General features: G+C 68.6%; 21 protein-coding genes, 1 tRNA gene and 2 pseudogenes. 16 read left to right on the top strand and 8 right to left on the bottom strand.

Features of this window, described 5'->3' with window-relative positions; all coding sequences use genetic code 11:
- Positions 1–2: 2 nt before the first annotated feature.
- Genes P0W64_RS02220 through P0W64_RS02230 form a run of 3 tightly spaced genes read right to left on the bottom strand, consistent with a single transcriptional unit; the run spans position 3 to position 2,736 of the window.
- Positions 3–1,040, bottom strand: coding sequence for a lycopene cyclase family protein (locus P0W64_RS02220; RefSeq protein WP_275478416.1), 1,038 nt, complete (start codon positions 1,038–1,040; stop codon positions 3–5).
- Positions 1,037–1,660 carry a response regulator transcription factor gene (locus tag P0W64_RS02225; RefSeq protein ID WP_275478417.1) on the bottom strand — a complete coding sequence of 208 codons (624 nt, stop codon included), beginning with the start codon at positions 1,658–1,660 and terminating at the stop codon, positions 1,037–1,039. The genes P0W64_RS02220 and P0W64_RS02225 overlap by 4 nt, the downstream gene beginning before the upstream one ends.
- A complete protein-coding gene (locus P0W64_RS02230) occupies positions 1,657–2,736 on the bottom strand; it encodes a hypothetical protein (protein ID WP_275478418.1) in 1,080 nt (359 codons plus the stop codon). The genes P0W64_RS02225 and P0W64_RS02230 overlap by 4 nt, the downstream gene beginning before the upstream one ends.
- 118 nt (positions 2,737–2,854) lie before the next feature.
- On the opposite strand from P0W64_RS02230, the gene P0W64_RS02235 reads away from it, so the two are divergent.
- The 8 genes from P0W64_RS02235 (at position 2,855) to P0W64_RS02270 (ending at position 11,764) form a co-directional block, all read left to right on the top strand.
- A complete protein-coding gene (locus tag P0W64_RS02235) occupies positions 2,855–4,324 on the top strand; it encodes a glycosyltransferase family 39 protein (protein ID WP_275478419.1) in 1,470 nt (489 codons plus the stop codon).
- 39 nt (positions 4,325–4,363) lie between these two features.
- On the top strand, positions 4,364–5,404 hold the full coding sequence (gene lgt, locus P0W64_RS02240) for a prolipoprotein diacylglyceryl transferase (RefSeq protein WP_275478534.1): 1,041 nt from the start codon (positions 4,364–4,366) through the stop codon (positions 5,402–5,404).
- A 69-nt stretch (positions 5,405–5,473) separates the two neighbouring features.
- Entirely contained in the window at positions 5,474–6,892 is a 1,419-nt protein-coding gene (gene pyk, locus P0W64_RS02245) for a pyruvate kinase (protein WP_275478420.1), read from the top strand.
- A 24-nt stretch (positions 6,893–6,916) separates the two neighbouring features.
- On the top strand, positions 6,917–7,843 hold the full coding sequence (locus tag P0W64_RS02250; protein WP_275478421.1) for an acyl-CoA thioesterase II: 927 nt from the start codon (positions 6,917–6,919) through the stop codon (positions 7,841–7,843).
- A complete protein-coding gene (locus P0W64_RS02255; RefSeq protein ID WP_275478422.1) occupies positions 7,840–8,127 on the top strand; it encodes a hypothetical protein in 288 nt (95 codons plus the stop codon). The genes P0W64_RS02250 and P0W64_RS02255 overlap by 4 nt, the downstream gene beginning before the upstream one ends.
- Positions 8,128–8,182: 55 nt before the next feature.
- Positions 8,183–11,020 carry a DUF2232 domain-containing protein gene (locus tag P0W64_RS02260; RefSeq protein WP_275478423.1) on the top strand — a complete coding sequence of 946 codons (2,838 nt, stop codon included), beginning with the start codon at positions 8,183–8,185 and terminating at the stop codon, positions 11,018–11,020.
- Positions 11,021–11,024: 4 nt separating this feature from the next.
- Positions 11,025–11,258, top strand: coding sequence for a rhomboid family intramembrane serine protease (locus P0W64_RS02265; protein WP_275478424.1), 234 nt, complete (start codon positions 11,025–11,027; stop codon positions 11,256–11,258).
- The gene (locus P0W64_RS02270) at positions 11,252–11,764 is read left to right on the top strand and encodes a rhomboid family intramembrane serine protease (protein WP_275478425.1); all 513 of its coding nucleotides are present in this window, start codon (positions 11,252–11,254) and stop codon (positions 11,762–11,764) included. The genes P0W64_RS02265 and P0W64_RS02270 overlap by 7 nt, the downstream gene beginning before the upstream one ends.
- A gap of 31 nt (positions 11,765–11,795) precedes the next feature.
- Here P0W64_RS02270 and P0W64_RS02275 read toward each other — a convergent pair whose 3' ends face one another.
- Entirely contained in the window at positions 11,796–12,767 is a 972-nt protein-coding gene (locus tag P0W64_RS02275) for a cytochrome c oxidase assembly protein (protein ID WP_275478426.1), read from the bottom strand.
- A 176-nt stretch (positions 12,768–12,943) separates the two neighbouring features.
- On the opposite strand from P0W64_RS02275, the gene P0W64_RS02280 reads away from it, so the two are divergent.
- Positions 12,944–13,252, top strand: a complete 309-nt coding sequence (locus P0W64_RS02280) for a hypothetical protein (protein WP_275478427.1) — start codon at positions 12,944–12,946, stop codon at positions 13,250–13,252.
- A gap of 115 nt (positions 13,253–13,367) precedes the next feature.
- A complete protein-coding gene (locus P0W64_RS02285) occupies positions 13,368–14,750 on the top strand; it encodes an alpha/beta hydrolase-fold protein (protein ID WP_275478428.1) in 1,383 nt (460 codons plus the stop codon).
- Between the two features lie 46 nt (positions 14,751–14,796).
- On the opposite strand, the gene P0W64_RS02290 is transcribed toward P0W64_RS02285, so the two are convergent.
- Entirely contained in the window at positions 14,797–15,162 is a 366-nt protein-coding gene (locus P0W64_RS02290; protein WP_275478429.1) for a MerR family transcriptional regulator, read from the bottom strand.
- A gap of 65 nt (positions 15,163–15,227) precedes the next feature.
- Here P0W64_RS02290 and P0W64_RS02295 point away from each other — a divergent pair, with 65 nt between their 5' ends.
- Positions 15,228–16,400, top strand: coding sequence for an MFS transporter (locus P0W64_RS02295; protein WP_275478430.1), 1,173 nt, complete (start codon positions 15,228–15,230; stop codon positions 16,398–16,400).
- Positions 16,401–16,535: 135 nt separating this feature from the next.
- Positions 16,536–17,496 (top strand): annotated as a pseudogene (locus P0W64_RS02300) (IS481 family transposase).
- Here the strand turns inward: P0W64_RS02300 and P0W64_RS02305 are convergent.
- Complete coding sequence (locus P0W64_RS02305; RefSeq protein WP_275478431.1) at positions 17,493–18,089, bottom strand: response regulator; 597 nt, start codon at positions 18,087–18,089, stop codon at positions 17,493–17,495. The pseudogene P0W64_RS02300 and the gene P0W64_RS02305 sit on opposite strands and share 4 nt — an antisense overlap.
- A 255-nt stretch (positions 18,090–18,344) precedes the next feature.
- Here P0W64_RS02305 and P0W64_RS02310 point away from each other — a divergent pair, with 255 nt between their 5' ends.
- The 4 genes from P0W64_RS02310 (at position 18,345) to P0W64_RS02325 (ending at position 22,676) form a co-directional block, all read left to right on the top strand.
- A complete protein-coding gene (locus P0W64_RS02310; RefSeq protein ID WP_275478432.1) occupies positions 18,345–19,757 on the top strand; it encodes a cytochrome P450 in 1,413 nt (470 codons plus the stop codon).
- Between the two features lie 34 nt (positions 19,758–19,791).
- The gene (locus P0W64_RS02315; protein WP_343232832.1) at positions 19,792–20,946 is read left to right on the top strand and encodes an alpha/beta fold hydrolase; all 1,155 of its coding nucleotides are present in this window, start codon (positions 19,792–19,794) and stop codon (positions 20,944–20,946) included.
- A gap of 60 nt (positions 20,947–21,006) precedes the next feature.
- A tRNA-Leu gene (locus P0W64_RS02320) sits at positions 21,007–21,083 on the top strand.
- Positions 21,084–21,821: 738 nt separating this feature from the next.
- Positions 21,822–22,676 carry a hypothetical protein gene (locus P0W64_RS02325; protein ID WP_275478433.1) on the top strand — a complete coding sequence of 285 codons (855 nt, stop codon included), beginning with the start codon at positions 21,822–21,824 and terminating at the stop codon, positions 22,674–22,676.
- Positions 22,677–22,754: 78 nt separating this feature from the next.
- On the opposite strand, the gene P0W64_RS02330 is transcribed toward P0W64_RS02325, so the two are convergent.
- Positions 22,755–23,612 (bottom strand): hypothetical protein, encoded by an 858-nt coding sequence (locus P0W64_RS02330; protein WP_275478434.1) that lies wholly within the window; start codon positions 23,610–23,612, stop codon positions 22,755–22,757.
- Positions 23,613–23,923: 311 nt separating this feature from the next.
- Positions 23,924–24,719, bottom strand: a pseudogene (locus tag P0W64_RS02335) (IS3 family transposase).
- Positions 24,720–25,046: the final 327 nt, after the last annotated feature.

Below are 25,046 nucleotides of genomic sequence, written 5' to 3' on the forward strand. Positions count from 1 at the left end.
ATTCACCAAACCCACGGTCGGCCAGCGGAGGCCGCGAGCACGCGGCGCAGCTCCCACGGCACGGAACGGAAGACCGCAGCCATCGCCGCAGCCGTCGCGACCGGACCGGACCGTGGGGACAGGTAAGCCGCCACCGGCCGGGACGGAAGCGCGAAGAAGGCCTCGAAGAAGTCGCGCTGCTGCTCCGCGTCGAGCGCCAGGAGGGCACGCAGCCCCACGATTCGCATGCGGTGCGCGACTGTGTCGGCGCGGGACACGGGCGGGTGCCCCGAGGCGACCGCGTCCGCCAGCGCCAGTGCCGCGCCGACGGAGTATCCCGTCGCCGGGTGCAGAGTGGTCCCGCGCACGCCGGCCCCTGCCCAGCCGGGCCCCGACCTCCGCCCGGGAACGGCCAGCGTGAAGTCGACGGTCTCGTCCACTTCACCCGCCGCGACGCCGCGATCCGCGAGCCGCAGTCGCAGCCGCCGGTCCAACTCGCCGACGGCCAGCGGCGGCGCGCCGGCCAGGCACGTCTCTTCGAGCAGCAGCCGATCCGACGCGACGGGGACCGCGTAGAGAAAGGACGCCCGGGCATGCGGCGGCACGCCCGGGGCCGGCCGCCAGTCCATCCACAGCTCCGAATGCGTGCCGCGGGGCACGACTACACCGGCTGCCGTCTGCCGGGGCGCATGCGCACCGGGTTCTGCGCCGCGCGCATCGAGCACGAACGCTGTGCCGTGGCCGTCTCGGTCCACCGCCCGCGCGACCACGTCGACGCCGTCCAGGGTGAGCGCGTCCTGCAACGCCGGGGTGTCGAGCAGCGCGTACTCGCGGTCGAGGTCGCGCAGGGTGCGCGCGAAGACCTGCGGGCGCGAGCGAACGGCGACCGTCGACGGCGGGAGCCAGGCGGGCACCTCGTCGGTCCATACCCCGAACCTCTGGTGCCAGCGGCGGTCCGGCGCGGGGTCGAATGCGCGGACCGCCATCCCCGCGGCGGACGCGCGGTGTGCCGCCGCGCGACCCGCGGGACCGAGCCCGAGCACCACGACATCCGGTGTCACAGTGCGGTTCCCAGCAGCGCGAGCTGAGTGCGGTTGGCGCAGTCGAGACGTGCCATGAGCGTGGAGACGTAGCCCTTGACGGTCGACTCCGCGAGGTAGAGTTCCGCTGCGATGCCGGCGTTGGAACGTCCGCGTCCGAGTTCGCGCAGCACGTCCCGCTCCCGCTCGGTGAGTGCCTGCAGGCGTGGGTCGGGCCGGTTCGCCGGGCGCTCGGCCAGCGTGACCAGCCGTCGTAGCGCGTCGGGGGAGAGCAGGGAGCCTCCTGTCGCGGCTGTGCGGACGGCGTCGGAGATCAGCTCGGGAGGTGCGGTCTTGAGGATGAATCCCGCTGCGCCGCTGCGCAGCCCGTCGATCAGCACATCGTCTGTGTCGAGGGCGGTGATGAGTACGACGGCCACGGGCGGCGTCATCGCCGTCAGCTCGGCGGTCGCGGCGATCCCGTCGACGCCCGGCATCCGCACGTCGAGTAAGGCCACGTCGGGGGTGTGCGCCACGGCGGCCTCGACGGCGGCGGCGCCGTCTGCTGCGGTCGCGACCACGTCGATGTCATCGCCCAGAGCCGAGGTCAGGTACTGGCAGACCAGGGGATCGTCGTCGGCGATCAGAACCCGCACGCTCACGCGAACACCGCCTCGAGCCGGAACCCGCCGGCGTCGTCCGGGCCGTACCGCAGCGAGCCGCCGAGCATGCGCGTGCGTGCCGCGAGTCCGCGCAGCCCGGTGCCGGATCCGGTGGGCGCGAGCGCCGCGTCCGCGTTCGCAGCTGGATTGGCCACCGCCACCGACGACGCCGTGACCGTCACCGTGACGGGCGCGCCGGACGCGTGCTTGCGGGCGTTGGTCAGGCCCTCGTCCACGACGCGGGTGAGGCAGTCGGCCGTCGCGCGGGGGACGGGGGCATGCACGGCTGCGTCGACGGTGACCGTCTGACCGGCCCGCCGCGCCAGGTCGACGACGGTGGCGATCCCGTCCATCACGGCCCGCCCGTCCACAGGCGTGGGCGCATCGAGCTTCTCCATCGGTGCAGCTGCCGTCTGCAGACCGAGGACGAGCGAGCGTAGGTCCGCGAGGGCGGCGTGCGCGTCCGCCTCGATCGCGGCGGCGGGTTCGCCGAGCGCCCGGGCGCCGATGACGATGCGTGTCAGGCGTGCCGTCGCCAAGTCGTGTAGGCGCGCGGCGAGCGCGAACCGCTCGTCCGTGCGGGCCTGTTCCTCAGCGAGGCGCCGGCGCTCGGTCTGCGCCGCGCGCAGGCGGATCCACAGGGCGACGGTCGTACCGCCGAGGATCGGTGAGAGCGTGCCGAGGGCTCCCAGTGCAGAGTCCGCGTGAGTGGCGACCACGACGGCCAGGGCGGCGAGCGGGCCGAACGCGATCAAGGCATCGGATCGGGTTCGGGCGGCGTGCACGGCCGCACCCGAGCACGCCGACAGCGCGCACGCGATCCAGACGACGATGCCAGAGCGGGCCGCTTCGGCCCACGGTCCCAGGAACAACCACGCGGATGCGGCCGCGATCGCGGCGGGCGAGAGGCGTGTGCCCGCGGGTACCGCGGAAGCCGCGCACATCACCGCTGCGCCGACGACCAGCACGACACTCGACAGCGCGGGAAAGATCGCTGCGGCCGCGGCGGTCGACCCGAGAGCTACGGCGCCCAGGACGGCCGCGTACCAGGAGCGGGCGCGGACGGTGGTGGGCATGGGCTCATCGTATTCGGTGCGGGGCCGTACTTTCGTCGGTGAATGCACCTGCGGGCGTAGGTCGGCCGGGCACCGTCGGCGGTATCCGACGGGTGGGCGCGCGCGGTCGACTTGCTGCATGATCACAGCACCGGCCCTGCAGGCCACCCCAGCCCCGCCCCCCAGGATCGCGGCCCGGACACTCGCCGGCATCACCGCGGCAGTCGCGCTCGTGATGCTGGTGGCCAGCCGCAACTACGGCTACTTCTTCGACGAGGCCTATTTCGTGGTGGCGGGGCGCGATCACACCGCGCTCGGCTACTTCGACCAACCTCCGCTGGTGCCGTGGCTGGCGGCCGCGATGGATGCCGTCGCGCCTGGGAACCTGGTGGTCCTGCGACTCCCCGCGACGCTCGCGGTCGCCGCGGTGACTCTGCTAGCGGGCCTGATCGCCCGAGAGCTGGGTGGCCGTGCCGGCGCCCAGGCGCTCGCTGCGGCGGCTACCGCTATGACGCTGGTGAGCACGGTCGGGCACTGGCTCGCGACGTATTCGATCGATCCGCTGTGGTGGACCCTCATCGTCTACCTGCTGGCACGGTGGACCCGGACGCGAGAGGACAGGCTGGTGCTAGCGGCGGGCGCCGTGACCGGGCTGTCGCTCGAGACGAAGTTCCTCGTGCCCGCCCTGTGGTGCGCGGTGGGTGTGGGGGCTCTGGTGTGCGGCCCCCGCCGGCTGCTCGCGCTCCCCGCGCTGTGGGGCGGCGCCGGGGTCGCGCTCGTTCTGGCGGCACCCACGCTCGCGTGGCAGGCTACGCACGGCTGGCCGTACGCGCGGATGGGCGCGGTGGTCCGCGACGAGTATCCGGGCGCCGCGGGGTTCGCCATGGTCGGAGTGGTCGGTGCCGGGCTCTTCGTCGGGGTGCCGCTGCTGGTGATCGGCGTGACGTCGCTGCTGCGTTCTCGCCGCTACCGGTACCTCGGCGTCGCGCTGCTGCTGGTGATCGCTGCGATCGCGCTTGCGCACGGGCGCTCCTATTACCTTGCGTCGGTGTACGCGCTGCCTATCGCGGCCGGGTCCGTAGCGGTGGAGCGGTGGACCCTGCGCCGCGCCCGCGCCCGGTGGTGGGCGGCGCTGACGGGTTCTCTCGCCGTCGCCTCCGCCGTCTGCTGGTTCCTGGCGTCACCCGTGTGGAGCCCCGGTGTCGCGAAGGCGATCGGGCACGTGCCCGGCCGTGCTCCCGCGACGCTGCTGATGGACGCCGACCGCATGACCCGGTCCTTCGCCGACGAGGCGACAACGGCGTACCGCTCCCTGTCTCCCGCAGAGCGGTCGTCGATCGCGATCGTGGCAGAGAGCTACCCGTTCGCCGCAGCCGTCGATGTCTATGGGCCCGCCGCGGGGCTGCCCCGCGCCTACAGCGGGCATCGCGGCTACTACTACTTCGGCCGCCCCTCCGACTCGGTCGCCTCGGTGCTCTGGCTCGGAGAGCCCTCGACAGTGCTCGACCGTGCGTTCGCGAGCCGGCGCCGGGTCGCGGACGACGCGTGGCTGTACACGGGGCGGCGCCTCGCCTGGCCCGCACTGTGGGAGCAGCTACGCGCGCGCTAGCGGGAACTCCTACCACGGGCAAGTAGGGTGTGCCGCGTGATGATCGCGAGCTTCCCCAGCCCACCGCAGGGCGTCTGGCACCTCGGACCGGTCCCGATCCGCGCCTACGCGCTGTGCATCATCGTCGGCATCCTGGTCGCCTGCTGGTGGGGCGACAAGAGGTGGATCGCGCGTGGCGGCAAGCCGGGAGAGATCGTCGACGTAGCCGTATGGGCCGTGCCCTTCGGTCTGATCGGCGGTCGCCTGTACCACCTGATCACGGACTTCTCCACGTACTTCGGTGCGCACGGGCGCGGTCTCGCTGCTGCGTTCAAGATCTGGGACGGGGGACTCGGCATCTGGGGAGCCGTCGCCCTCGGCGCCGTCGGCGCGTGGATCGGCTGCCGCCGGAAGGGGATCTCGCTGGCGCACTTCGGTGACGCGATCGCGCCGTGCATCCTGCTCGCGCAAGCGATCGGACGGCTCGGCAACTACTTCAACCAGGAGCTGTACGGGGCCGTCACCCAGCTGCCCTGGGGGCTCGAGATCTTCGAACGCGCCAACAGGTTCGGGGAGCGCGGAGCCAACGTGCTCGACGGAAGGAGTGATGGTGTGGTGCTCGCCGTCGTCCAACCGACGTTCCTCTACGAGATGGTCTGGAACCTGCTCGTCGTGGTCGCCCTGGTGCTGCTCGACCGGCGTTTCGACATCCGCGGCGGCCGCCTCTTCGCGCTCTACGTCGCGGGCTACTGCCTCGGCCGGTTCTTCATCGAGCTGATGCGTGACGACCACGCCACGCACATCCTCGGGATCCGGGTCAACGTGTTCACCGCGGCGATCGTGTTCGCCTGCGCCGTGGCCTACTTCGTGATCCGGAAGAACCCGCGACGGGAGGTGTCCCCCGACGCGGACGCGGCCGACGCCGGGGCCCCGGCGGACGACAGCCCGGTTGCTGAGGTCCCGGCAGCCGACGTCTCGACTGCGCACGCCGCCGATCCCACAGAAGTGGACTCAGCCGCCGATTCGGTGTCGCCCGAGGCGGATTCGGCCGCCGTCCCAGAGGCGACCTCCACGGACACGGAGACCGACGGCGGACGCTGACGGAGCCCGTCCCAAGGCTTCGACGCCATGCCCGTGTGGCGGGCGCCCGCTGCCACTAAGCTTTCCGGCGTGACCCGTCGAACCAAGATCGTGTGCACTCTGGGCCCCGCCGTCGGAACCGACGAGGGCGTTCTGGCCCTCGTCGAGAACGGCATGGACGTCGCCCGGCTCAACTTCAGCCACGGCGAGCATGCCGACCATGAAGCCAACTACAACCGCGTCCGTCGCGCGTCGGACACCACCGGCCGCGCAGTCGGGATCCTCGCCGATCTGCAGGGCCCGAAGATCCGTCTCGGCCGCTTCACCGAGGGCAGGACCGTCTGGGAGAACGGCGAGACCGTGCGGATCACGGTCGCCGACGTCGAAGGCACTCACGACCGGGTGTCGACCACCTACTCCGAGCTCGCGAAGGACGCCAAGCCCGGCGACCGGCTGCTCGTCGACGACGGCAAGGTCGGCCTCGTGGTGAACGCGGTCGAGGGCGACGACGTGGTCTGCACGGTCACCGAGGGCGGCCCGGTCTCGAACAACAAGGGTGTATCGCTGCCCGGCATGAACGTGTCGGTGCCCGCACTGAGCGAGAAGGACGTCGAGGATCTCGAGTTCGCGCTGAGGTTGGGGGTCGACTTCATCGCGCTCTCGTTCGTGCGTTCGCCTTCGGACATCGAGCGCGTGCACGCCGTGATGGACCGCGTGGGCCGATTCGTGCCTGTGATCGCGAAGCTGGAGAAGCCGGAGGCGATCGAGAACCTCGAGGCCGTCATCCTCGCGTTCGACGCGGTGATGGTCGCGCGTGGTGACCTGGGTGTCGAACTACCGCTCGACGAGGTGCCGCTCGTGCAGAAGCGCGCCATCCAGATCGCGCGCGAGAACGCCAAGCCCGTGATCGTTGCGACGCAGATGCTGGAATCGATGATCGAGAACTCGCGTCCCACGCGCGCTGAGGCCTCCGATGTGGCCAACGCGGTGCTGGACGGCGCGGACGCCGTGATGCTCTCCGGCGAGACGTCGGTCGGCAAGTTCCCGATAGAGACCGTGAAGACCATGGGGCGGATCGTGTCGACGATCGAGCGCGGCCCCATCAAGGTGCCCGGCCTCAACCACGTCCCGCGCACCAAGCGGGGGATCATCTCCTACGCCGCGCGCGACGTGGGGGAGCGGCTGGACGCGCGCGCCCTGGTCGCATTCACGCAGTCGGGGGACACGATGCGGCGCCTCGCGCGTCTGCATACGTCGCTTCCGCTGCTGGCGTTCACACCGCTGCCGGAGGTGCGGAGCCAGCTTGCTCTGTCGTGGGGCACCGAGACGTTCCTCGTCCCGCGCGCCGAGACCACGGACGCCATGATCCGGCAGGTAGACCTGGCGCTGACCGGCCTCGACGGGTACCAGCCCGGCGATCAGGTGGTCATCGTGGCCGGTGCGCCTCCCGGGACCGTGGGCTCCACGAACCTGATCCATGTGCACCGGATCGGCGAGGAAGACCACTAGTCCGCCACTAGTAGGGTGAGCCGCATGACGGTTCACGAGCCCGAATCACCCGTTGCGGCCGGCGCCGCCGACGCGCCGACCGCGACGGGTGACGACTTCTCCGAGTTCCTCGACGTCCTCGATCTGGCGAACCCGACGGAGGACGCATTCATCGGGAGGCACCCGAGCAAGGTCGCGGCGCGCACGTTCGGCGGCCAGATCATGTCGCAGGCGATCGTCGCCGGCGGCCGTACCACCGACGTGCCTCTGCACGTCGCGCACACTCACTTCATCCGCGGCGGCGAGACCGATAAGGACCTCGAGTTCCGAGTCACCCGCCTGCGTGACACACGCAATACCGCCAACCGCCAGGTCTCCGTCGAGCAGAACGGCGAGGTCCTCGCCCTCGTGCTGCTCGGATACCAGACCGACGCCCGTAACCCGCTGGAGCATGCAGATCCCGCCCCCGACGTGCCCGGTCCCGAGGGACTGCCTCCCGTGTATGACTCGTTCGCCGGGTACGAGGAGGTCATCTCACAGTTCGTCGAGGCGCCGCATCCCATGGACATGCGATACACCAACGACCCGGCGTGGATCATGAAGAAGGCGGGGGACTCACTCGACTACAACCGTGTCTGGATCCGCACCGCACGCGAACTGCCCGACGATCAGGTGCTACACGACGCGTCGCTGGCGTACGCCTCCGACACAACGATCCTCGATTCGATCATCACCCGTCACGGCCTCTCCTGGGGCTTCGACCGCATCATGGCGGCGACGCTGAACCAGTCCATCTGGTATCACCGGAGAGTGCGGTTCGACGAGTTCCATCTGTACGCGACCCATTCGCCGGTCGCGGCCGGTGGCCGCGGGACCGCGCACGGACAGATCTTCGATCGGTCCGGTCTGCTCACAGCTTCCGTCACGCAGGAGGGCGTCTTGAAGTACTTCCCCGCAAAGGCCGAGTCGTGAGCGCGCCGCACGCGCGCCCCGGTACTCAGCCCGTTCTGCCGGTCCCCGTCGGCACTCCGGGCCGGGATCCGCGCGCCGGGCTGCCGCCTGTCGGCATGCCGGGCCCACAGCAGCCGTGGCGCCGGCACGGCCCCGGTACCCGCGCATGGGTCGCGGTCGTCACCGCCGTCGCGTGTGTACTGCTCGTCGTCGTGACGCTGACGGCGCTGGTGATCGGGGCCGTCAAGGTCGCCGACCGGGAGAGCGCCAGGTCGCACAACGGCACCGTCGTCGTCACCCGATAGGCCCGAACACCTGCGGCTCGAGGAGTTCGTCGTATCTCTTCGGCACACTGGTCGGGTGCAGAACACTCGACTGACCCCGCGGCAGATCGCCGAGGCCGCCGCGCTGGCGGACGTCGGTGCCGTGCTGTGCCTGGTCGCGCAGATCTTCCCGATCGCGGGCGGCGCGGCATTCGCGGCTTGCCTGCCGTTCGCGGTCGTGGGCCTGCGGCACACGGCGCGCACGGTTGTCGTGGCGATATTCGCTGGTGCGGTCATGGCGTTCGTCCTCGGCGGGACGGCGACGGTGACCATGACCGTGGCGGCGGCGCTCGTCGGCACCCTGGTCGGGGTCTCCGTGCGACGTCGCTGGTCGGTACTCGGGACGCTCGCGGCGGCGATACCGCTACTGGCTCTTCCCGTGGCGGTCGTCGCACTGGCCTTCATGACCGTGCTGCCGGGTCTCCGGGATCTGGCGTTCAAGATGACACGCGCCACCTGGACGGGCGTGGCGCGGCTGTTGTCGGCTGCGGGGCTCGGGCGTCCGGCGGACGCCGCGACGCGCATGCTCGACTGGTCGATCTCGCACTGGGTGGTCGCGGTTCCCGGCCTCATCCTGGTCGGCGTGCTCGTCGGCGTCTGGCTGGTCCGAGCGTCGATGGGCCCTCCTCTGGTCCAGGCGCTCCAGATTCTGCCGCGGGATTCGGCGACGGTACCCACCGCTGAGCTCGACGGCGCGACGCCCGGGCCGGTGCCGGTCTCGCTGCGGGACGTGCGGGTGCGGTTCGGCAAGCACACGGCCCTCGCGGTAGAGCGGTTCGCGCTCGCGCCCGGCGAGCTGGTGTCCGTCGTGGGCGCGAACGGCGCCGGCAAGTCGACGTTGGCGCGCGTCGTCGCCGGGGTCCCGCCTACCGACGGCACGGTGGTCCGTCCGGGCGCCGCGGGCCTGGGGCACGAGGGCGGTACGGCGATCGTGTTCCAGCGTCCCGAGTCACAGGTGTTGGGCGTCCGGGTCGCCGACGACGTCCGCTTCGGCCGCGAGTTGCGCGAGGACCTCGACGTCGACGGTGTTCTCGCCCGTGTCGGCCTCGCGGGTATGGGGGACCGGGAGACGTCGACGCTGTCGGGCGGGCAACTGCAGCGCCTTGCCATCGCGTCGGCGCTCGCGCGCGAGCCGGCGCTCCTGATCAGCGACGAGTCCACGGCCATGCTCGACACGCGCGGGCGGGCCGACGTCATCGACCTGTACCGCCGCGTCGCCCAGGGCGGAACCTCGGTCCTCCATGTCACGCACCACGAGGCCGAGGCCCGCCTGTCCGACCGCACGGTCACCGTCGAGCGGCCGGGTACCGCCCGTGCCTTGGAGACGGTGCCACCCCGCCGCTCCGGCCCCCTGCATCCCGCGCCGCACACGCCGTCGGGTTCCGTCCCCGGGCGCCCGCGCGACCGGCCGGGCACCGTCGCCGCCGTTGGCCTGCGTTACGTGCGAGACGCAGGTACCCCCTGGGACCATCCCGTCCTGGACGGCGTGAACCTGCTGGTCCCGGGGGGCACCGCGATGGCCGTGACGGGCGCCAACGGCGCGGGGAAGTCGACCCTGGCGTGGCTCCTCGCCGGGCTGCTGACGCCCGACGCGGGCACGGTCACCGTCGACGGTGAGCCCGTGATCGGTGGCCGCGGCCACGTGCTGATCGGCGTGCAGCACGCGCGGCTGCAGGTGCTGCGTGCGACCGTCGGGCGTGATGTCGCGGATGCGTCCGGCGCGCTCGAGCACGAGGTGCGGCGCGCGCTCGCGACGGTCGGCCTGGACCCCGATGTCTATTCGGGCCGCCGTGCCGACGAGCTGTCGGGCGGGGAGCAGCGGCGCGTCGTGCTCGCCGGGCTGCTCGCCGCACGCCCCCGCGTGCTGATCCTCGACGAGCCCCTCGCCGGGTTGGACGAGGCGGCGACCGCAGCGATGCGGGACGCCCTCGCCGCGGTCAAGGCGCGCGGAACGACGCTGATCGTCGTCACGCATGACCTGCCCGCGCTGGGCGGACTCGTCGACGGGTCCGTGGAGGTACACCCGACTGATGCCGTGCCGGAGCCGCACCGACCGCGGCGCCGACGCCCCGATCTGTCGACGGTGCTCGGACGCCCACTACCCGGGCCGACGCCCGCGCACCGCCTGTGGGTCGGCACCAAGCTCGGCGCGCTCACGGCGATGGGTGTCGTAGTCGGCGTGTGGACCAACTGGTGGGTCCTCGGCGCCTCCGCCATGCTGCTGGCCGGCTGGTTCGTTCTCGCCGGATCCCCGTGGCGTGCGGTCCCCAAGATGCCACGGTTGTTCTGGGTGTTCGCGGTCGTCAGCCTCGTGATCACAGGCATCGGCTCGGGCAAGACGTCGGCGACGGTGCTCGGCACGACCATCAGCGTGTCCGGCGTGGACGCGTTCGCCCGCGGTCTGGTGGCGACGCTGTTGTCTCTCGCCGCGGCTCTGTTGTTCTGCTGGACGACGCCGCTCGGCCGGTTGCCGGCTTTTCTGCAGGAGTGCCTCGACCGCTTCGGACGGCTCGGCCGCAGAGGACTCGCGGCGGCGACGTCGGTGGCCCTCGCCGTGCGGCTCGGCCCGCTGGTGCTGAGCGAGGTTCAGACGATGTGGCGGCTCGCGGTGCAGCGGCGCCCCGTCACGCGGTCGGGGCGGCGCAAGATGATCGGGCTCGAGGACCTCTTCGAGATGCTCACGCTGACGACCGTGCAGGCGTGCCGCCGCGCGGGCGAGATGGCCGACGCCATCGCCTCCCGCGGCGGTCTCGGTGCGGTCGCACAGCCCGCTCGAGGACCGACGCGCCTCGACCTCGCCGCCGCGCTCGGCGCCGTGCTCGTCCTGGCGGCCGGGGTGGTCGCCGGGCTGTTTCTGCCGGGCATGGTGGACTAGTCGCATGATCGACACGCCTCGGACCACCCGTACCTGGCGTCCCGTGCTGACCTACGCCCTGATCGCCGCGAACGTGATCGCGTACCTGTGGAGTGCCTCGAAGTCGGGGAGCATTGTGGACAACCAGGCGAGCGAGGCGTTCGCGAAGCTCTGCCTGTCCCTGCCGGCCACCTCCGAGGGCTGGTGGTGGACCGCCGTGACGTCCGGCTTCCTGCACTTCGGCCGGTCCACTTGCTGATCAACATGTACTCGCTGTGGGTGCTGGGCCGCACGGTCGAGGCGGGTATGGGCCGTGCGCAGTACGCCATGGTGTACGCGCTGTCTCTACTCGGCGGCAGCGCATCCGTGCTGTGGTTCGACCTCGGCCCCGGGCATTTCACCGCGGGCGCATCGGGCGCGATCTTCGGGGTGATGGGCGCCGAGCTGATACTGCTCCTGAAGCTGCGGCTGAACCCGACCGGGCTGCTGGTGGTGATAGGTGCGAACCTCGTGCTGTCGTTCACGGTGTCCGGCATCTCCCTGTTCGGACATCTCGGCGGGCTGGTCGTGGGGCTCGTCCTCGCGGCGGTGATGCTGTACGGGCCGCAATTGCTGCCGAGCGCTTCACGCACCCGCATGAAGGCCTCGGCGATCGGCTGGGTGGGCGCCGCGGCCGTCGCGTTCGTGGTGTGCGCTCTGATCGGGGTCCGCTTCGAGGAGTTGTCCGGCGTGACCAGGATCCTGACGACGGTGCCGGTCGGCTGAGCCCCGCCGGGTCGGGGGCGCCTGTCGGATCTCAGCGTTCCCTGCGATTGAGCTCCGCGAGGCGTGCGTTGTAGGCGGCGAGGGCGGCCTCGTCGTCGTCGATGTCGGTATCGGGGTCGCTGTCGCCGATCAGCGTGCCCCGGCGCGCCGAATCGAGCCACGTGCCCATCGACGCACCGTGCTCACGGTTGGAGCCGACGCCTTCCGCGCGGATCCACTGGAACGCGACCACGAGGAGTAACAGCATCATGAGCCCGTCGCCGCCGAACCACATGATGGCTCCGGCGGCGGACTGGTCGGACAGCCCCGTCGGACCCCAGCCGGCGCGAGACGCGGAGTAGCCGGGCGCGAGCTCGTACGACGTCATCATCAGCACGACGCCCACGAGGGTGTCCGGGCCCATGGCCAAGAGGAACGAGGCGAACCGCAGGGGTGGGCTCAGTCGTCGGCCGCACAGCTCGTCGCCGATCAGCGGCATCATGAACAGCCAGCCCGACACCAGGTAGAGCAGGTACTCGAGATGCTGCGCCCATGAGTGGGTGAGCGCGAAGTCCTGGAATCCGGTGAGGTGTGTTCCGATCAGCACCGCGGCGTAGAACGGCAGCCCCACGATCGGACTCGTTGCGACCGCCATCACGGGGTTCTCGAGTACCCGGTGCATACGTGCCGAGCCACGCTCGCCGGTCGCAGCCGCCAGCAGCCGGACCGGCTGTGCGAGCACCAGGAACAGCGGTACCACGGTGATGAGCGTCAGGTGCACCACCATGTGGGCCCAGAACAAGTGCTCGGCGAACACCGTCATCGACGAGTTGAGGGCGAAGACCAGCAGCACCATCGCCACGGCCCACCAGACCACACGCAGGAGCGGCCAGCCGCTCGGTCGTGCCCGAACCGTTCCGGCGAGGTAGGCGACGGTCCCGAGGACCATCACCGCCCAGACCACCGGTGTCGCCACCCAGGTGCCCAGGACAGATGGGGAGGCGGAGGCGAGGTGAGCGTTCATCAGCGCCGTTCTACCACCGCCGAGAAATTAATCCAACCGCGGTGTAACAAAGGCGTATGGACCGCCGATACCTCCTGTGACCCGAGTACGTCGGTCGGTCCCGCAAGGGACTGCCGGACAGCCAACGATCGGCGTCGACGAACACTCGCCGGCGGCGGAGAAGACGGAGAAAAGCTATGCCTAAGGTCCCCGAGCCCACTCCGCAGGAGGTCCGCGACTACCTCAGCCCCATCTCTCACTGGGCGCACCTCAAGGCGAACGCCGAGGACCAGTACCGCAAGACCATCCTCGCCGCCTACGCGGCACGGATCCCGATCGTGCACATCGCGCGCTACACCGGGACGTCCCCGCAAGCCGTGAAGAAGGTCATCGACCGCCAGAACGAGAAGGCCGCCGCCGAGTCGCAGGCCTACCGGCACATCCCTCGCGCGGGCTTCTTCCCGGGCGGTCACCCGATCCCGCCGCGCCCGATGCGCGCTGTGTGACCCCGCCCGCCATGTGATCGATTCCACGCGCAGTCGCGACTGATCCAGCCCGATTCAGTGCGACTCGCAGCGTGGGTTCAGGGACCTCTCAGCGGCGCACCGGACCGTGGGCACCGTGGATGGATATCGCGGCGGTGTCTCGCTGCTCACCGGTTGGCTCCCGACCACCGTGTTCATCATCGCGGCGCTCCTGGTGATCGCCGCGCTGTTCCGTCGCAGGGCGCGCTGGTACCTCATCGCGCTACCGATCTGCGCCGTCGTCGGCGTGGTCTGCGCGCTGGCCGCCCGCACCTATATGGACTCCGAGGGGCTCGCGGGTGACCCTGCGCCGTTCTGGTTGTGGCTCTGGATCGGTGCCGCGGGAGCCGCTCTCGCCGCCTGGATCCTGCGGTTACGGCGTGGCGGCTGGGTGGGTCGGACGGTACCTCTCCTCGGAGTCGTAAGCGCTCTCGTCGCGGCGGTCCTCGTCGTCAACCAGTGGGTCGGCTACTACCGCACGGTGCAGGTCGCCTGGGCGTCGCTGTCCGCGGGCCCGCTGCCCGGGCAGACCGATCCGGATCAGCTCTCCTCGTTGCGCGACACCAAGCAGACGGCGGGGCGCGTCGTCCCCGTCGACATCCCGGATGAAGCCAGCGGATTCAAGCACCGCACCGAGTACGTCTACCTTCCGCCCGCCTGGTTCGCGGGTAAGAACCCGCCGGCGCTGCCGGCGCTGGAGATGATCGGCGGCGAGTTCAACACTCCGGCCGACTGGATCCGGCTCGGCAATGCGACGTCGGCAGCCGACAAGTACGCGCAGGCGCACGACGGGGTCGCACCCATCGAGGTGTTCGTAGACTCCGGCGGCAGCTTCAACAACGACACAGAGTGCGTCGACGGTCCGCGCGGCAACTCCGCCTCTCACCTGACCAAGGACGTGCGGCCGTACGTGGTGAACAATTTCGGGGCCAGATCCGACGCGGCGTCCTGGGGCATCATCGGCTGGTCGATGGGCGGCACGTGCGCCATGGACCTGACGGTGACACATCCCGACTTGTTCTCGTCCTTCGTCGACATCGGTGGCGATCTCGGGCCCAGCTCGGGAACCAAGGCGCAGACGATCTCCCGGCTGTTCGGCGGGAACGCCGCGCAGTGGAACGCCTACGACCCTATGACGGTGATGGCCGAGCACGGTAAGTACGCCGGAGTCTCGGGGTTGTTCGTCGATGCCGACGGCCGGAGGCAAGGGGGTAGGGGCCACAAGTGGAAGTTCCCGAAGGGCGGCTTCCATCGCCCACAACCTCAGAACCAGGCGCCCGCCGGGTTCGGCGGCAACGGCGGCGACGACTTCGCCGATCCGGGTGCCAAGGGCAGCTCGCAGAAGCTGTGCACTGCGATGAAGGGCGTCGATATCGACTGCAGCATCGACTCCGTGGGCGACGGGCACACGTGGCAGTCTGCGACCAAGGCACTCACCGTCGCGCTGCCCGTGATCGGGGCGAAGGTCGGCGTGACGTGACTAGTTGTTGCGGTTCAGGAGGTTGGTCACGGTATGAGGCTTAAGTTCAGATGGCTGGAGTGGTCGGGCGGCGTCTGCGAGAGGTGGCAAGTAGTTCGTCGAGCAGCGATCGAGTGTGGGTGAGGCGGTCGATGTCGTCGGTCATCCGGCGACGTTCTGCTTCGAGGCGGTCCCGGCAGTTGTCCAGCAGCAAGGATTCGCCGGACAGGCATGCCAGGATCTCGCCGATAAGGTCCATGCCGAGACCTGCCGTCAGCAGAGTCTGGATGTGTGCCACCTTGCGGATGTCGGAGTCGGCGAAGATTCGGTATCCGCTGGGAGTCCGGCCGGGAGTCAGGACGCCCTTCTCCTCGTAGTAACGCAACGCTCGCACGCTGGCTCCGGTCCGATCCGACAGCTCACCGATCTTCACCTGACGCTCCGTTCGCGATTCAAGACTTGACCCTCACGTTGATGTGAGAGTTTAGCGTGACGGTCATGCTTCGACTTGCCATCCTCATGTTTTGCGTCTTCAGCATCACCACCGGCGAGTTCGTGGTCGCCGGAATCCTGCCCGAGGTCGCTACCGACCTCGGGGTCGCCGTCGGCACCGCGGGGTTGCTGGTCACGGCGTACGCCGTCGGCATGATCATCGGCGGCCCGGTGCTGACAGCGGTGACAGCAGGCATCAACCGGAAACCCCTGATGCTGGGATTGCTGGCTGTCGCGGTCGTCGGGAATGCAATCTCCGCTCTGGCTCCGGAGTTCCCCTTGCTGTTGGCGGCCCGTATGGTCACCGCGCTGGTGACCTCGACCTTCTTCGCCCAGGCCATCGTGATCGCTGTGCAGTCCGCAACGCCCGAGCGAGCCGGAACCATGGTCGCCCGGCTGGCGTTCGGGATGAACCTCGCCATGATCCTCGGCGCACCTATCGGCACCAAGATCGGCGCTCAGTGGGGTTGGCGGGCGACGTTCGCGACGATCGCGGTTGCGTGCCTGATCGGGCTGGTTCTGGTGTTCTGGCAGCTCACCCGGCCCCGTACGGAGCGCAGAGCCTCCGCGGCCTCGGAGCTGCGAGTGCTGCGACGAGCGCCAGTGCTGCTGGCGCTGGCCGTCACCGCCGTCGGCAACGTCGGTGTGCTCATGGTGTTCAGCTACCTCGGGCCCCTGCTCACGGATCTGGGTGGTCACGCCACGACCCAACTGCCGCTTCTCCTGCTCGCCTATGGCATCGGCGCGACGATCGGCAACCTCGTCGGCGGCGCGCTCTACGATCGCAACCCGCGCCTGTTCCAACCCGCCCTCCTCGGCCTGCTTGCCGCAACCCTTGTCGGCACCTGGTTCGTCGCGACCTCAACAGCCCTCACCGGAGTGGCCGTTGTCGCCATCGGTCTGTTCGGCTTCGCAATCATTCCCGGCATGCAGGCTCGCGTGATGATGACCGCGGGCGACGCCCCGACATTGGCTATGGCCGTCAACGCCTCTGGCTACCAGGTCGCAGCGGCCTGCGCCGGCTTGTTCGGTGGCCTCATCGCCGACTCCAGTGCCGGCCCTAGACCCATCTACCTGGCAGCAGCGGGTCTGACCATATGCGGCCTACTCATGACCGTCATGACTACCCGCACCCCGCGCGGGGCCGACCACAAAGACGCCATAGTCGCTGCAGATTGACCCGGCAACGCTGGACTCCCGGCGACTCAGGACGACGCCACCCCCATATGCCTTGCTCAAGCGAAGCCTTCGACCTGAGCCCCTCGCATCTGCCGAGCTTGCCAGCCAGGTAGCCAACGCAGAAGGAAGCAAACGATGACACATGCCAACTCACCCCTCACCATCGAAGGGCGTCGACGCCTGATCGAACGCTGCCGCACCCGCCCGATCACGCACGTGGCCGCCGAGATGGGCATCTCACGGGCGTGCGCTTCGAACGTGGGTGAACAGGTGGCGCAAGGCACGGCGAAGTCGGACTGCTGGATCAATCCTCGACGCCACACCGTCTACCCACCGCAATACCACCGGAGATCGTGCACCAGATCGAAACGATGCGACGCGAGCACAAGTGGTCAGCGTCCCGAATCGCCTTCGAACTCAGCGAAACCGGGACGATGATCAGCCGCCGGACTGTGACCCGGCTCCTCGCGCGGCTCGGGCTGAACCGGCGATGGTTCATCGACCGGGACGGCGACGCGAATCGTCAACCAAAGGTCATCGTCGCCAAGCGTCCTGGGCACATGGTCCACGTCGACGTGAAGAAAGTCGGTCGTATCCCGGACGGCGGCGGGTGGCGAGCCCACGGTCGCGACTCCGAACAAGCCCGGCGCCGCGGCACGATCCAAGACCAAGACCGGCAAGCGCGGGTACGTCTACCTGCACTCCGCTGTCGACGGTCACACCCGGATGGCCTACACCGAACCACTACCGGACGAGAAGGCAGCAACCGCAGTCGCGTTCGTGCACCGTTCCAGGGTCTGATTCGCCGCGCACGGCATCGCCCATATCGAGAAGATCGTCACCGACAATGGAGCCTGCTACCGCGCCGACGCCTTCGCCAGGTCACTGCTCGGCGCGGTGGCAAGATACAACCGAATCTTGTCGGAAGAGTTCCTCTACTCGCGCACCTGGGCCAGCGAGGCCGAACGATCAGCAGCGGTCGCGACCTGGAACGTGCACTACAACCATCACCGACCGCACAGCACCGCAGCCGGTCAACTCTCCCGCTTCTCGTGCCCCGGTTGGCGTAACAAACGTCATGGCCTCATACAACTAGTCTTTACCCAGAGTGTCGATCACTACGTGAGCGATGGTCTTCATGCTCGTGCGGCGGTCCATCGCGGTGCGCTGGATCCATCGGAAGGCATCGGGCTCAGTCAGGTTCTGCTTCGCCATGAGCAGGCCCTTGGCTCGGTCGACCAGCTTCCGTGTCTCGAGCCGTTCCGTGAGATCGGTGACTTCGCGCTCTAGCTGCTGCAACTCACCGAAGCGGCTGACCGCGATCTCGATCGCTGGAACGAGATCCGACTTGGTGAACGGCTTGACCAGGTAGGCCATGGCGCCGGCCTCGCGGGCCTTCTCGACGAACTCGCGCTGGCTGAACGCCGTGAGCATCACGACCGGAGCGATCCGCTCCCGCGCGATCTCGGTGGCGGCGTCGAGGCCGTTACGCACAGGCATCTTGACGTCCATGATCACCAGATCGGGGCGAAGCTCGGTCGCCTTCTCGACGGCGACCTGGCCGTTCTCCGCTTCGGCGACGACGTCGTAGCCCTCCTCGCGCAACATCTCGACGAGGTCGAGCCGGATGATCGCCTCGTCCTCCGCCACGAGCACGCGGCGGGCTGGAGCACCGTTGTCGTCAGCCATCGGATCCCTTCGATTCGCGCACCGCCCAGAAGATCTACGGCGCTTGCCGGAAACCCTACCGGCCGGGCATCGGACGATGCGACACGCCGCGACACGCCTGGCCGTGAGCGGGCGGAAAAGTCGGACATCCTGCTAATCTCCTGTGAGATTCGCGCCTGACCGCAGGTCGTGGAGACGTTGCGACCCGGTCGTGTACGGGCGATGGGGAGAGGGACCTGCGGACCTTAGGCGTCTGGTCGAGGTGGGGAGCCAAATATGTTCGGCACGCATTGGTCAGGCCACGATCTGCCACGCCCGCCAGGGGGGACGTTTCTCGGCGGGGACCTGGGAGTGCTGACATCGCGGGAACGTTCGCGTGCCGCACTCGACTGGGTGCGCCGCGAGCGCCCCGATCTCGTCGAGCTAAGGCTCGGTACCCGCCGCGTGACCCTGGTGCCGAGCGTCCGGATCGCCTCGGAGCTGTGTGACGCCTCCCGGTTCACGAAGGCGCTCGCTCCAGGCATGGCGGAGCTACGGCAGTATGCCGGCGACGGCCTGTTCACCGCCTATTCCGATGAGCCGAATTGGCAACTCGCACACGATATCCTGATGCCGGCCTTCAGCCGTCGCGCGATGGAGGGGTACCACGCGATCATGGAGCGTGCCGTGGGCCAGCTCTGCGATCGTTGGGCGGATGCCGACGAGATGGTCGACGCCACCCACGACGCCGCGAAGCTCACGCTCGACACCATCGGCCGGGCGGCGTTCGGCTACGACTTCGGCTCATTCGAATCCGACGAGCGGCACCCGCTCGTCGCCGCCCTGTTGCGCGCCCTGTACACCGCAGGCCAGAAGACGAAGCTGGGCTCGGTGCCCGGAGGTCGAGTGCTGGGTCCCTGGTACGACTGGCGCAATCGCCATCACCAGCGCTACGCGGACGACCTGCTGAACGAGCTGATCGGCGGGCGTGCCGCCGACGCGGGCGCCCCCGGCAACGGCGACATCCTCGACCTCATGCTCTCGACCCGACACCCCGAGACGGGGGAGTCGTTGAGCCACAGGAACATCCGCTATCAGATCCTGACCTTTCTAGTGGCCGGCTACGAGACCACCGCGAGTGCGATCTCCTTCGCCCTCTACTACCTCTCCCAGCACGACGACGTGCGTCGCCGCGTACGTGCCGAGGTCGACGCCGAGATGGCCGGGACCGATGTGCTGCGGTTCGACCAGGTACCCAGGCTGCGCTACCTGCGGCGCGTCCTCGACGAATCACTGCGGTTGTGGCCTGCGGCGCCGACGATGGCGCGGGCGCCGCTCGCGGACACCGTCATCGGCGGGCGATACCGCATGCGCACCTCGGACAGCGCCGTCGTCGTCCTCCCGCTCACGCACCGCGATCCCGAGGCCTGGGGCGACGACGCCGACGCGTTCGACCCCGACCGCTTCGTCCCCGATCGCGCTCGCGGTCGGATGCCGCACTCCTACAAGCCTTTCGGAACCGGCGAACGCGCCTGTATCGGTCGGCAGTTCGCACTGCACGAGACGGTGCTGGCGCTCGCGCACATCGTTCACCGGTTCGACCTCCAACCGGAGCCGGGCTACGAGCTCGACATCACCACCCGGATGTCGCTCGCGCCGCGGAGGCTCCGGATCGGAATGGATCCGCGGGTGCCCGCCACGGCCGTGTAGCACGACGCGGTGGGCGGCTGCCTACACTCACTCCGTGATCGATGCGGTGATGGAAGGCGCGCGCGAGCGCGCAGGCAATCTGTGGGCCCTCACGGTGGGCGGAGGAATCCGGCCGGAGCGGCGGACCCCACACGTCGTGGTGGCCGAGGGCGAACATCGCACCCTACGCCGCTTCGCGGACGACGGTGCCGTCGCCGCCGCCCGAGAAACGGGCCGACCGCCCGTGCTGTTGATCCCGCCGATCGCGGCACCGGCCACCTCATACGACCTCTCGGATGAGCACTCGCTCGTCGCTCATCTGGCCTCGACCGGGCGCGTGCCGTACGTCATCGACTTCGGCGAGGTCGGGTATCGCGACCGCTGGATGAGTTTCGAGACCTTCGTCGTCGACATCATCCCGCAGGCCATCGAGCGGGCGATCGCGGACTACTACGGTGAGGACGCCGGCGACGGCGAGGTGGACCTGCTCGCGTGGAGCCTGGGCGGGACGCTCGCCTTCCTCACGGCCGGTACGGCCCCGCGGCCGATCCGGTCGATCACCGCCGTGGCGACGCCGCTGGACTACATGAAGCTGTGGGGGTACCCCACGGTGATCGCCGCGAACCGCCCTACCGGCGGGGTTGTGCCGTCTGCGCTGTTGCGTCTGGCCGGCGGGATTCCGGCGCCGATCGTTCGGCTCGGTTACCGAGCCACGTCATGGGACCGCGAGTTGAAGAAGCCCTGGTTCATCCTCACCCACCTGGACGAGACCGAGACGCTCGCGCGGATGGAGATCATCAACCGCTTCCAGCGGACCTTCCCCGGGTATCCGGGGAAGATGACCGTGCAGTACTGGGAACGGCTGATCCTCGGCGGGCAGCTGGCCGCCGGGCGGGTGGAACTCGACGAGGCGGTCGCCGACCTGCGCGGGATCGACGTCCCCATCCAGCTCTTCGGGAGCCACCGCGATGCCCTCTGTTCCTGGCAGGCTGCGCGGTACGGCGTGGACCTGTTCGACGGCTCCCCGCGCGTGCAGTTCTCGACGGTGGAATCCAGCCACCTAGGCCTCATCGCCGGCCCGGACGCGGTCCGCGAGACCTGGCCCACCATCGACACGTTCCTTGCGTCACTGGACGAGGACGCGTCCGTGTCAGCGGAGAGCGGGTCCGACGACAAGACGGGGCCGGCGGATACCCCGGTCGCACCCTGAGTCTCACCCGCCTCTAGACTCACCTGGTCCGGCACCACGGCGATCCCGGGGGCCGGTCCCGCCCCCGTAGCCCAATTGGCAGAGGCAACGGATTCAAAACCCGTCCAGTGTGAGTTCGAGTCTCACCGGGGGCACCAGAATTGCTAGGTCAGAGCGTTGCAGGTGTGTCGGAGACGGCACGGAGTCGGTCTCCGGTAGGCAGCCGGTAGGCAGCAGCGTCGAAGGAGTCGGCTAAGTTGTCGAGGTCGTCGGGGAACAGGTGGCGGTATCGGTCGAGTGTCAGGGTCGCCGTCTTGTGCCCCGGGAGCGTCTGCAAAGACCTTCACGTTCGCGCCGCCGTGGATTGCCAGGCTCGCGCAGGTGTGTCGCAGTTGATGGGGGCGTGAGTCCGTCTCTCTGACGGCCGTCGCCGCCGCGTCGAACACGTACCGCAGTTGCCCGATCGTCAGCCACTCGCCGTCGCGTCCGGGGAACACGAGAGCATCGGACGCCCGTCCACGCATCTCCGTCGTCAGCAGGGGGAGCAGGAACCGGGGGATCGGCACCCGTCGGCTCGTCCGGTTCTTGGGCGCTCCCTCGACCAAGCCCTGCCCGGTGAGCGAATGCGGACTTTGCCGTTAAGGGGGGGCGACGCGCATGAGGCCGACGCGCCGTCTACTGCCGCAGCCGGGGCAATGGACAAGCACAACAATGGCACCGGGCGTGCGGTTGGCCTCCGCCACGAGGACGACGAAGCGGGGATACGGACAGAGTGCCGTCAGCTCGCGAGCGCAGCCGCAATCGTCCCGCACCCCGACTCAGCTGATATGAGCCCGTACTCCGGCGCACTGGTCATACTCCACGAATAGCCAGCAGACAGACAGGCGGAAGATGAGATGAGCGACGACAACCCGAGTGTTACGGGTGCGGCCGCGGCTCCAGCGTGGCTCCGCTCGGCACAACAGTTCGCCCGCGCCGCAGTAGCGTTCATCGCTGGCGGCGTCCTCGGTGTCTTCGGCGCCTGGGGGCTGATATTCCCCGCGGCAGTAATCAGCACCCGGCCCGCCGTATTCGCCAGCATCGCGTGCATCGCGCTGTTGGTGCTGGGAGCAGTAGCAGTGTTCGCGACGCGTCGGCGCGGTTTCGTATGGCGAGCCGCGATCGCCGGTTTCGTCATCGCCGGGCTGATAACAGTCGTGCTCCTGGCATGGGTACTCGGATCATTCACACGAGGGATGGCAAAGCTCGACGCCGCAGAGTCCGGCCGCGGAAGTAGCCCGCTGGCCGCTGACCTTCAGAACATCCCGGGGCAGCTTCAAGCCTCGGGCCCCTCCGCCGGCGGCTACACCGTGGGCTCCTGCGTCAACCTGTCGGGCTCGCGCGCATCCACGACCGCTATCACTGCTCGATGCGATGCCACCGATGCTGCGGGCGCGTACAAAGTCGTCGCGATCGCTACATCGGCCACAGGATGCCCGTCGGACGTCGACCAGGTGAACTTCCAGAAGAGAGACCAGACCGGCTACGCGCTCTGCCTCGACTACAACTGGGTCGCCTCGAGCTGCTTGCTTGTCAATACCGGGTGGAAAGCCGAGCGCGTCAGCTGCGATTCTCGCCCAGCGGTTGGCGTGGTAGCTCGTCCGACTGATCTGCTCGTAAGCACCGCTGACAAGAAGAGATGCGCCAACGGCGGCATCGATCACCCCGTTCGCAAATACACCGTGTGCATCGCACGACAGAATGCGCACTGAAAGGTCGCCTCACTTGCGAATCTCACATCTGTGTGGCTGTAGCTCCCAGAAGGCACCTAGTTCTCGCTGGTCAGCGGCTCACCGGTTCAAGGGGTGCTGTTTGGAAATCGTGGGTGTGCTCTCGTTCTTGTGCGAAAACTTATTCTCCTGCGTAAGGAGCGCGGTGACGAACAACGGCAGTCGCTGGATTGTCGCCTGATCGGGAGCGTGCCACGTGCCGAGCCTCGTGGCCCGGCCCGGCAATAGCGGCGCGATCGCGCGAACTCGCCTCCCGAGCGCTCGCGCGGTGAGCAGGGTGACATCGGCGCACGCGTCGCTGCCAGGCGGGCCGCCGATAACGGTCGCGAGCATACATCCGATCCCGATGACCGTGAAATGGTAGCGCTCGATACGGGCTTCACCGCCGACGATGCGGTTCAGCGGAAGGGGTGCGTGGCTTCGTTGGATGTGGTGCCGCCAGCTCCGATCCAGTCGTGTCAGGGTGACGATCCACCCAGCCGGCACTACTCCGTTTTGGATCTCGGCTCGGTCATCCGCCGCGACCGGCGCATCGTCGTCGCCGCGGGCGGCCGCCATCTCGATCACAGCGGCGGTCTTGGCGCACCAGAGCCGAACCACGTTGACGTCGTTTGCGGTCAGGCTGTCGGTACCGTCAATGAGCCTGCGCAGGGTCGTGTTGGCCTCCGACTCGAGCTTGCTCATCCAGCCGTTGTTGCAGCGTTCGCAAACAGTGCGCGCAGTGACATCCATCAGGTTCACCGGCCGGGTGCATTGGCTGTATTCGAATTCGGCGATCTTCCGGCCAACCGCTTCGGTGACGACGTGGTCTCCGTGATCGTCGACCGTGTCCCGCAGGGCTTGCGAGAACACGTGCTCGCGGCTCAGGCGCACCTCGGGTGTGGACTTCCCGCACATATCGCAAGTCCGTGCGCTCATCCGATCCCTCCCAGCTAAGGTCCCGTCGACAGTGCCAGCCTAGCGTTGGGGCACGGCGAACTCCCGCTTTCCTTGGCTTGCAGTTCTATTGGTGGTCAGACGGGTGTGCGTTCATTACGGAACGAGCGAGGTCGTAGTCTCTCCGGGCAGCCACCATGCTGGAGAGACTGGTCAATAATCCTCAGGCCGGGGTGCTGTTCGCGACATGTCGGCACTGTCCCCAGCGGTTTGGCTGTACATGGTCAACTACCAGTTAATACGACGGCCGGTGTGGCGGCGCTGAACCGTCCTGGTCCGGTCGGAGACCTCGATCAAGCCACTTCGGGGGTCGAGGCGACGTTCTGACGGTATCTGTTCTCGCACTCGGCGGGTGCGGTGTAGCCGATCGCCGAGTGCAGGTGTTCGGTGTTGTACCAGTGCACCCAGGTTGTGGTCTCGTGTTCGACCTCGGCCCTGCCAGTCCACGAGCGGCGGCGGTCGACGTCGATCAGCTCGGTCTTGTACAGGCCGATCGTCGATTCCATCAACGCGTTGTCGAGGGCGTCGCCGACCGATCCGATCGATCCGGTGATCCCGGCCTCTCGCAGTTCCTTCGAGAAGGCGACGGACGTGTACTGGCTACCGGCGTCGCTGTGGTGAACCAACCCCGTCGTCGTGAAATCGAATTCACCTCGACGGCGGGTGAACAGCGCTTGCTCTACGACGCTGGTCACCAACGGCGTGTGCTTGCTGGACATCACCCGCCAGCCGAGGATCCGGCGGGAGCAGACGTCGACGAGAAAGGCCACGTAGACGAACCCGGCGAGGGTCCACACCGCTGACGCCGTCTTCAAAATCTCGTTGGCCCTTCGCAATTCAGCAAACCTCTTTACGGAGGGCCCTCAATTCCGCCGAGCCGCTCGCGGCGCCCGACTCGCCGGCCGACGTTCCGAAACCCGAGTCGGATTCGATCCAGTTCCGGAGCGTGGCCGGGTTGATGTCCAGGAGCGCACCGACGTGTTTGCGGGCGCCGAGCTTCGATTCGCGGTCGTTCTCCTTCAACCGGTCGTGATACATCCGGACGGCCCGCTCACGGGTCTCCTGATCGAACTTGCGCGGTGCTGCCATGATCGCATTCTCCCGGTGCGTTCACGGTCTCCACCAGCCCCAGGACGGTTCAGCCCCAGGCTGCATCAGCAACTCTTGCACCCACTGCTCAAACCCACTTCGCGAAGCAAGATCGAGCCCGAGCTGATTCGCGACACCGAGGCCGGCCCCAGGCTGATGGACCCCCACGCCACCCCACTCATCGCGTGAATCCAACCAGGACTCGTACAGACTGGCACTCGGCGCGACCAAACTGACTCCGCTCATACCCCAATGCTCCGCTACGCACCCCAAAAGCGGCAACTGAAGCCGAATCGGACCGCCCCGCTGATCACGAACGAATTCATA

This window comes from Tsukamurella sp. 8F (genome assembly GCF_029167375.1).
Classification (GTDB): Bacteria; Actinomycetota; Actinomycetes; order Mycobacteriales; family Mycobacteriaceae; genus Tsukamurella.

Coding starts and splice junctions, on each gene's coding strand:
- P0W64_RS02230 (WP_275478418.1), bottom strand. CDS start 2,736: ATGCCCACCACCGTCCGCGCCCGCTCCTGGTACGCGGCCGTCCTGGGC.
- P0W64_RS02235 (WP_275478419.1), top strand. CDS start 2,855: ATGATCACAGCACCGGCCCTGCAGGCCACCCCAGCCCCGCCCCCCAGG.
- lgt (WP_275478534.1), top strand. CDS start 4,364: ATGATCGCGAGCTTCCCCAGCCCACCGCAGGGCGTCTGGCACCTCGGA.
- P0W64_RS02250 (WP_275478421.1), top strand. CDS start 6,917: ATGACGGTTCACGAGCCCGAATCACCCGTTGCGGCCGGCGCCGCCGAC.
- P0W64_RS02265 (WP_275478424.1), top strand. CDS start 11,025: ATGATCGACACGCCTCGGACCACCCGTACCTGGCGTCCCGTGCTGACC.
- P0W64_RS02275 (WP_275478426.1), bottom strand. CDS start 12,767: ATGAACGCTCACCTCGCCTCCGCCTCCCCATCTGTCCTGGGCACCTGG.
- P0W64_RS02280 (WP_275478427.1), top strand. CDS start 12,944: ATGCCTAAGGTCCCCGAGCCCACTCCGCAGGAGGTCCGCGACTACCTC.
- P0W64_RS02295 (WP_275478430.1), top strand. CDS start 15,228: ATGCTTCGACTTGCCATCCTCATGTTTTGCGTCTTCAGCATCACCACC.
- P0W64_RS02305 (WP_275478431.1), bottom strand. CDS start 18,089: ATGGCTGACGACAACGGTGCTCCAGCCCGCCGCGTGCTCGTGGCGGAG.
- P0W64_RS02310 (WP_275478432.1), top strand. CDS start 18,345: ATGTTCGGCACGCATTGGTCAGGCCACGATCTGCCACGCCCGCCAGGG.
- P0W64_RS02325 (WP_275478433.1), top strand. CDS start 21,822: ATGAGCGACGACAACCCGAGTGTTACGGGTGCGGCCGCGGCTCCAGCG.
- P0W64_RS02330 (WP_275478434.1), bottom strand. CDS start 23,612: ATGAGCGCACGGACTTGCGATATGTGCGGGAAGTCCACACCCGAGGTG.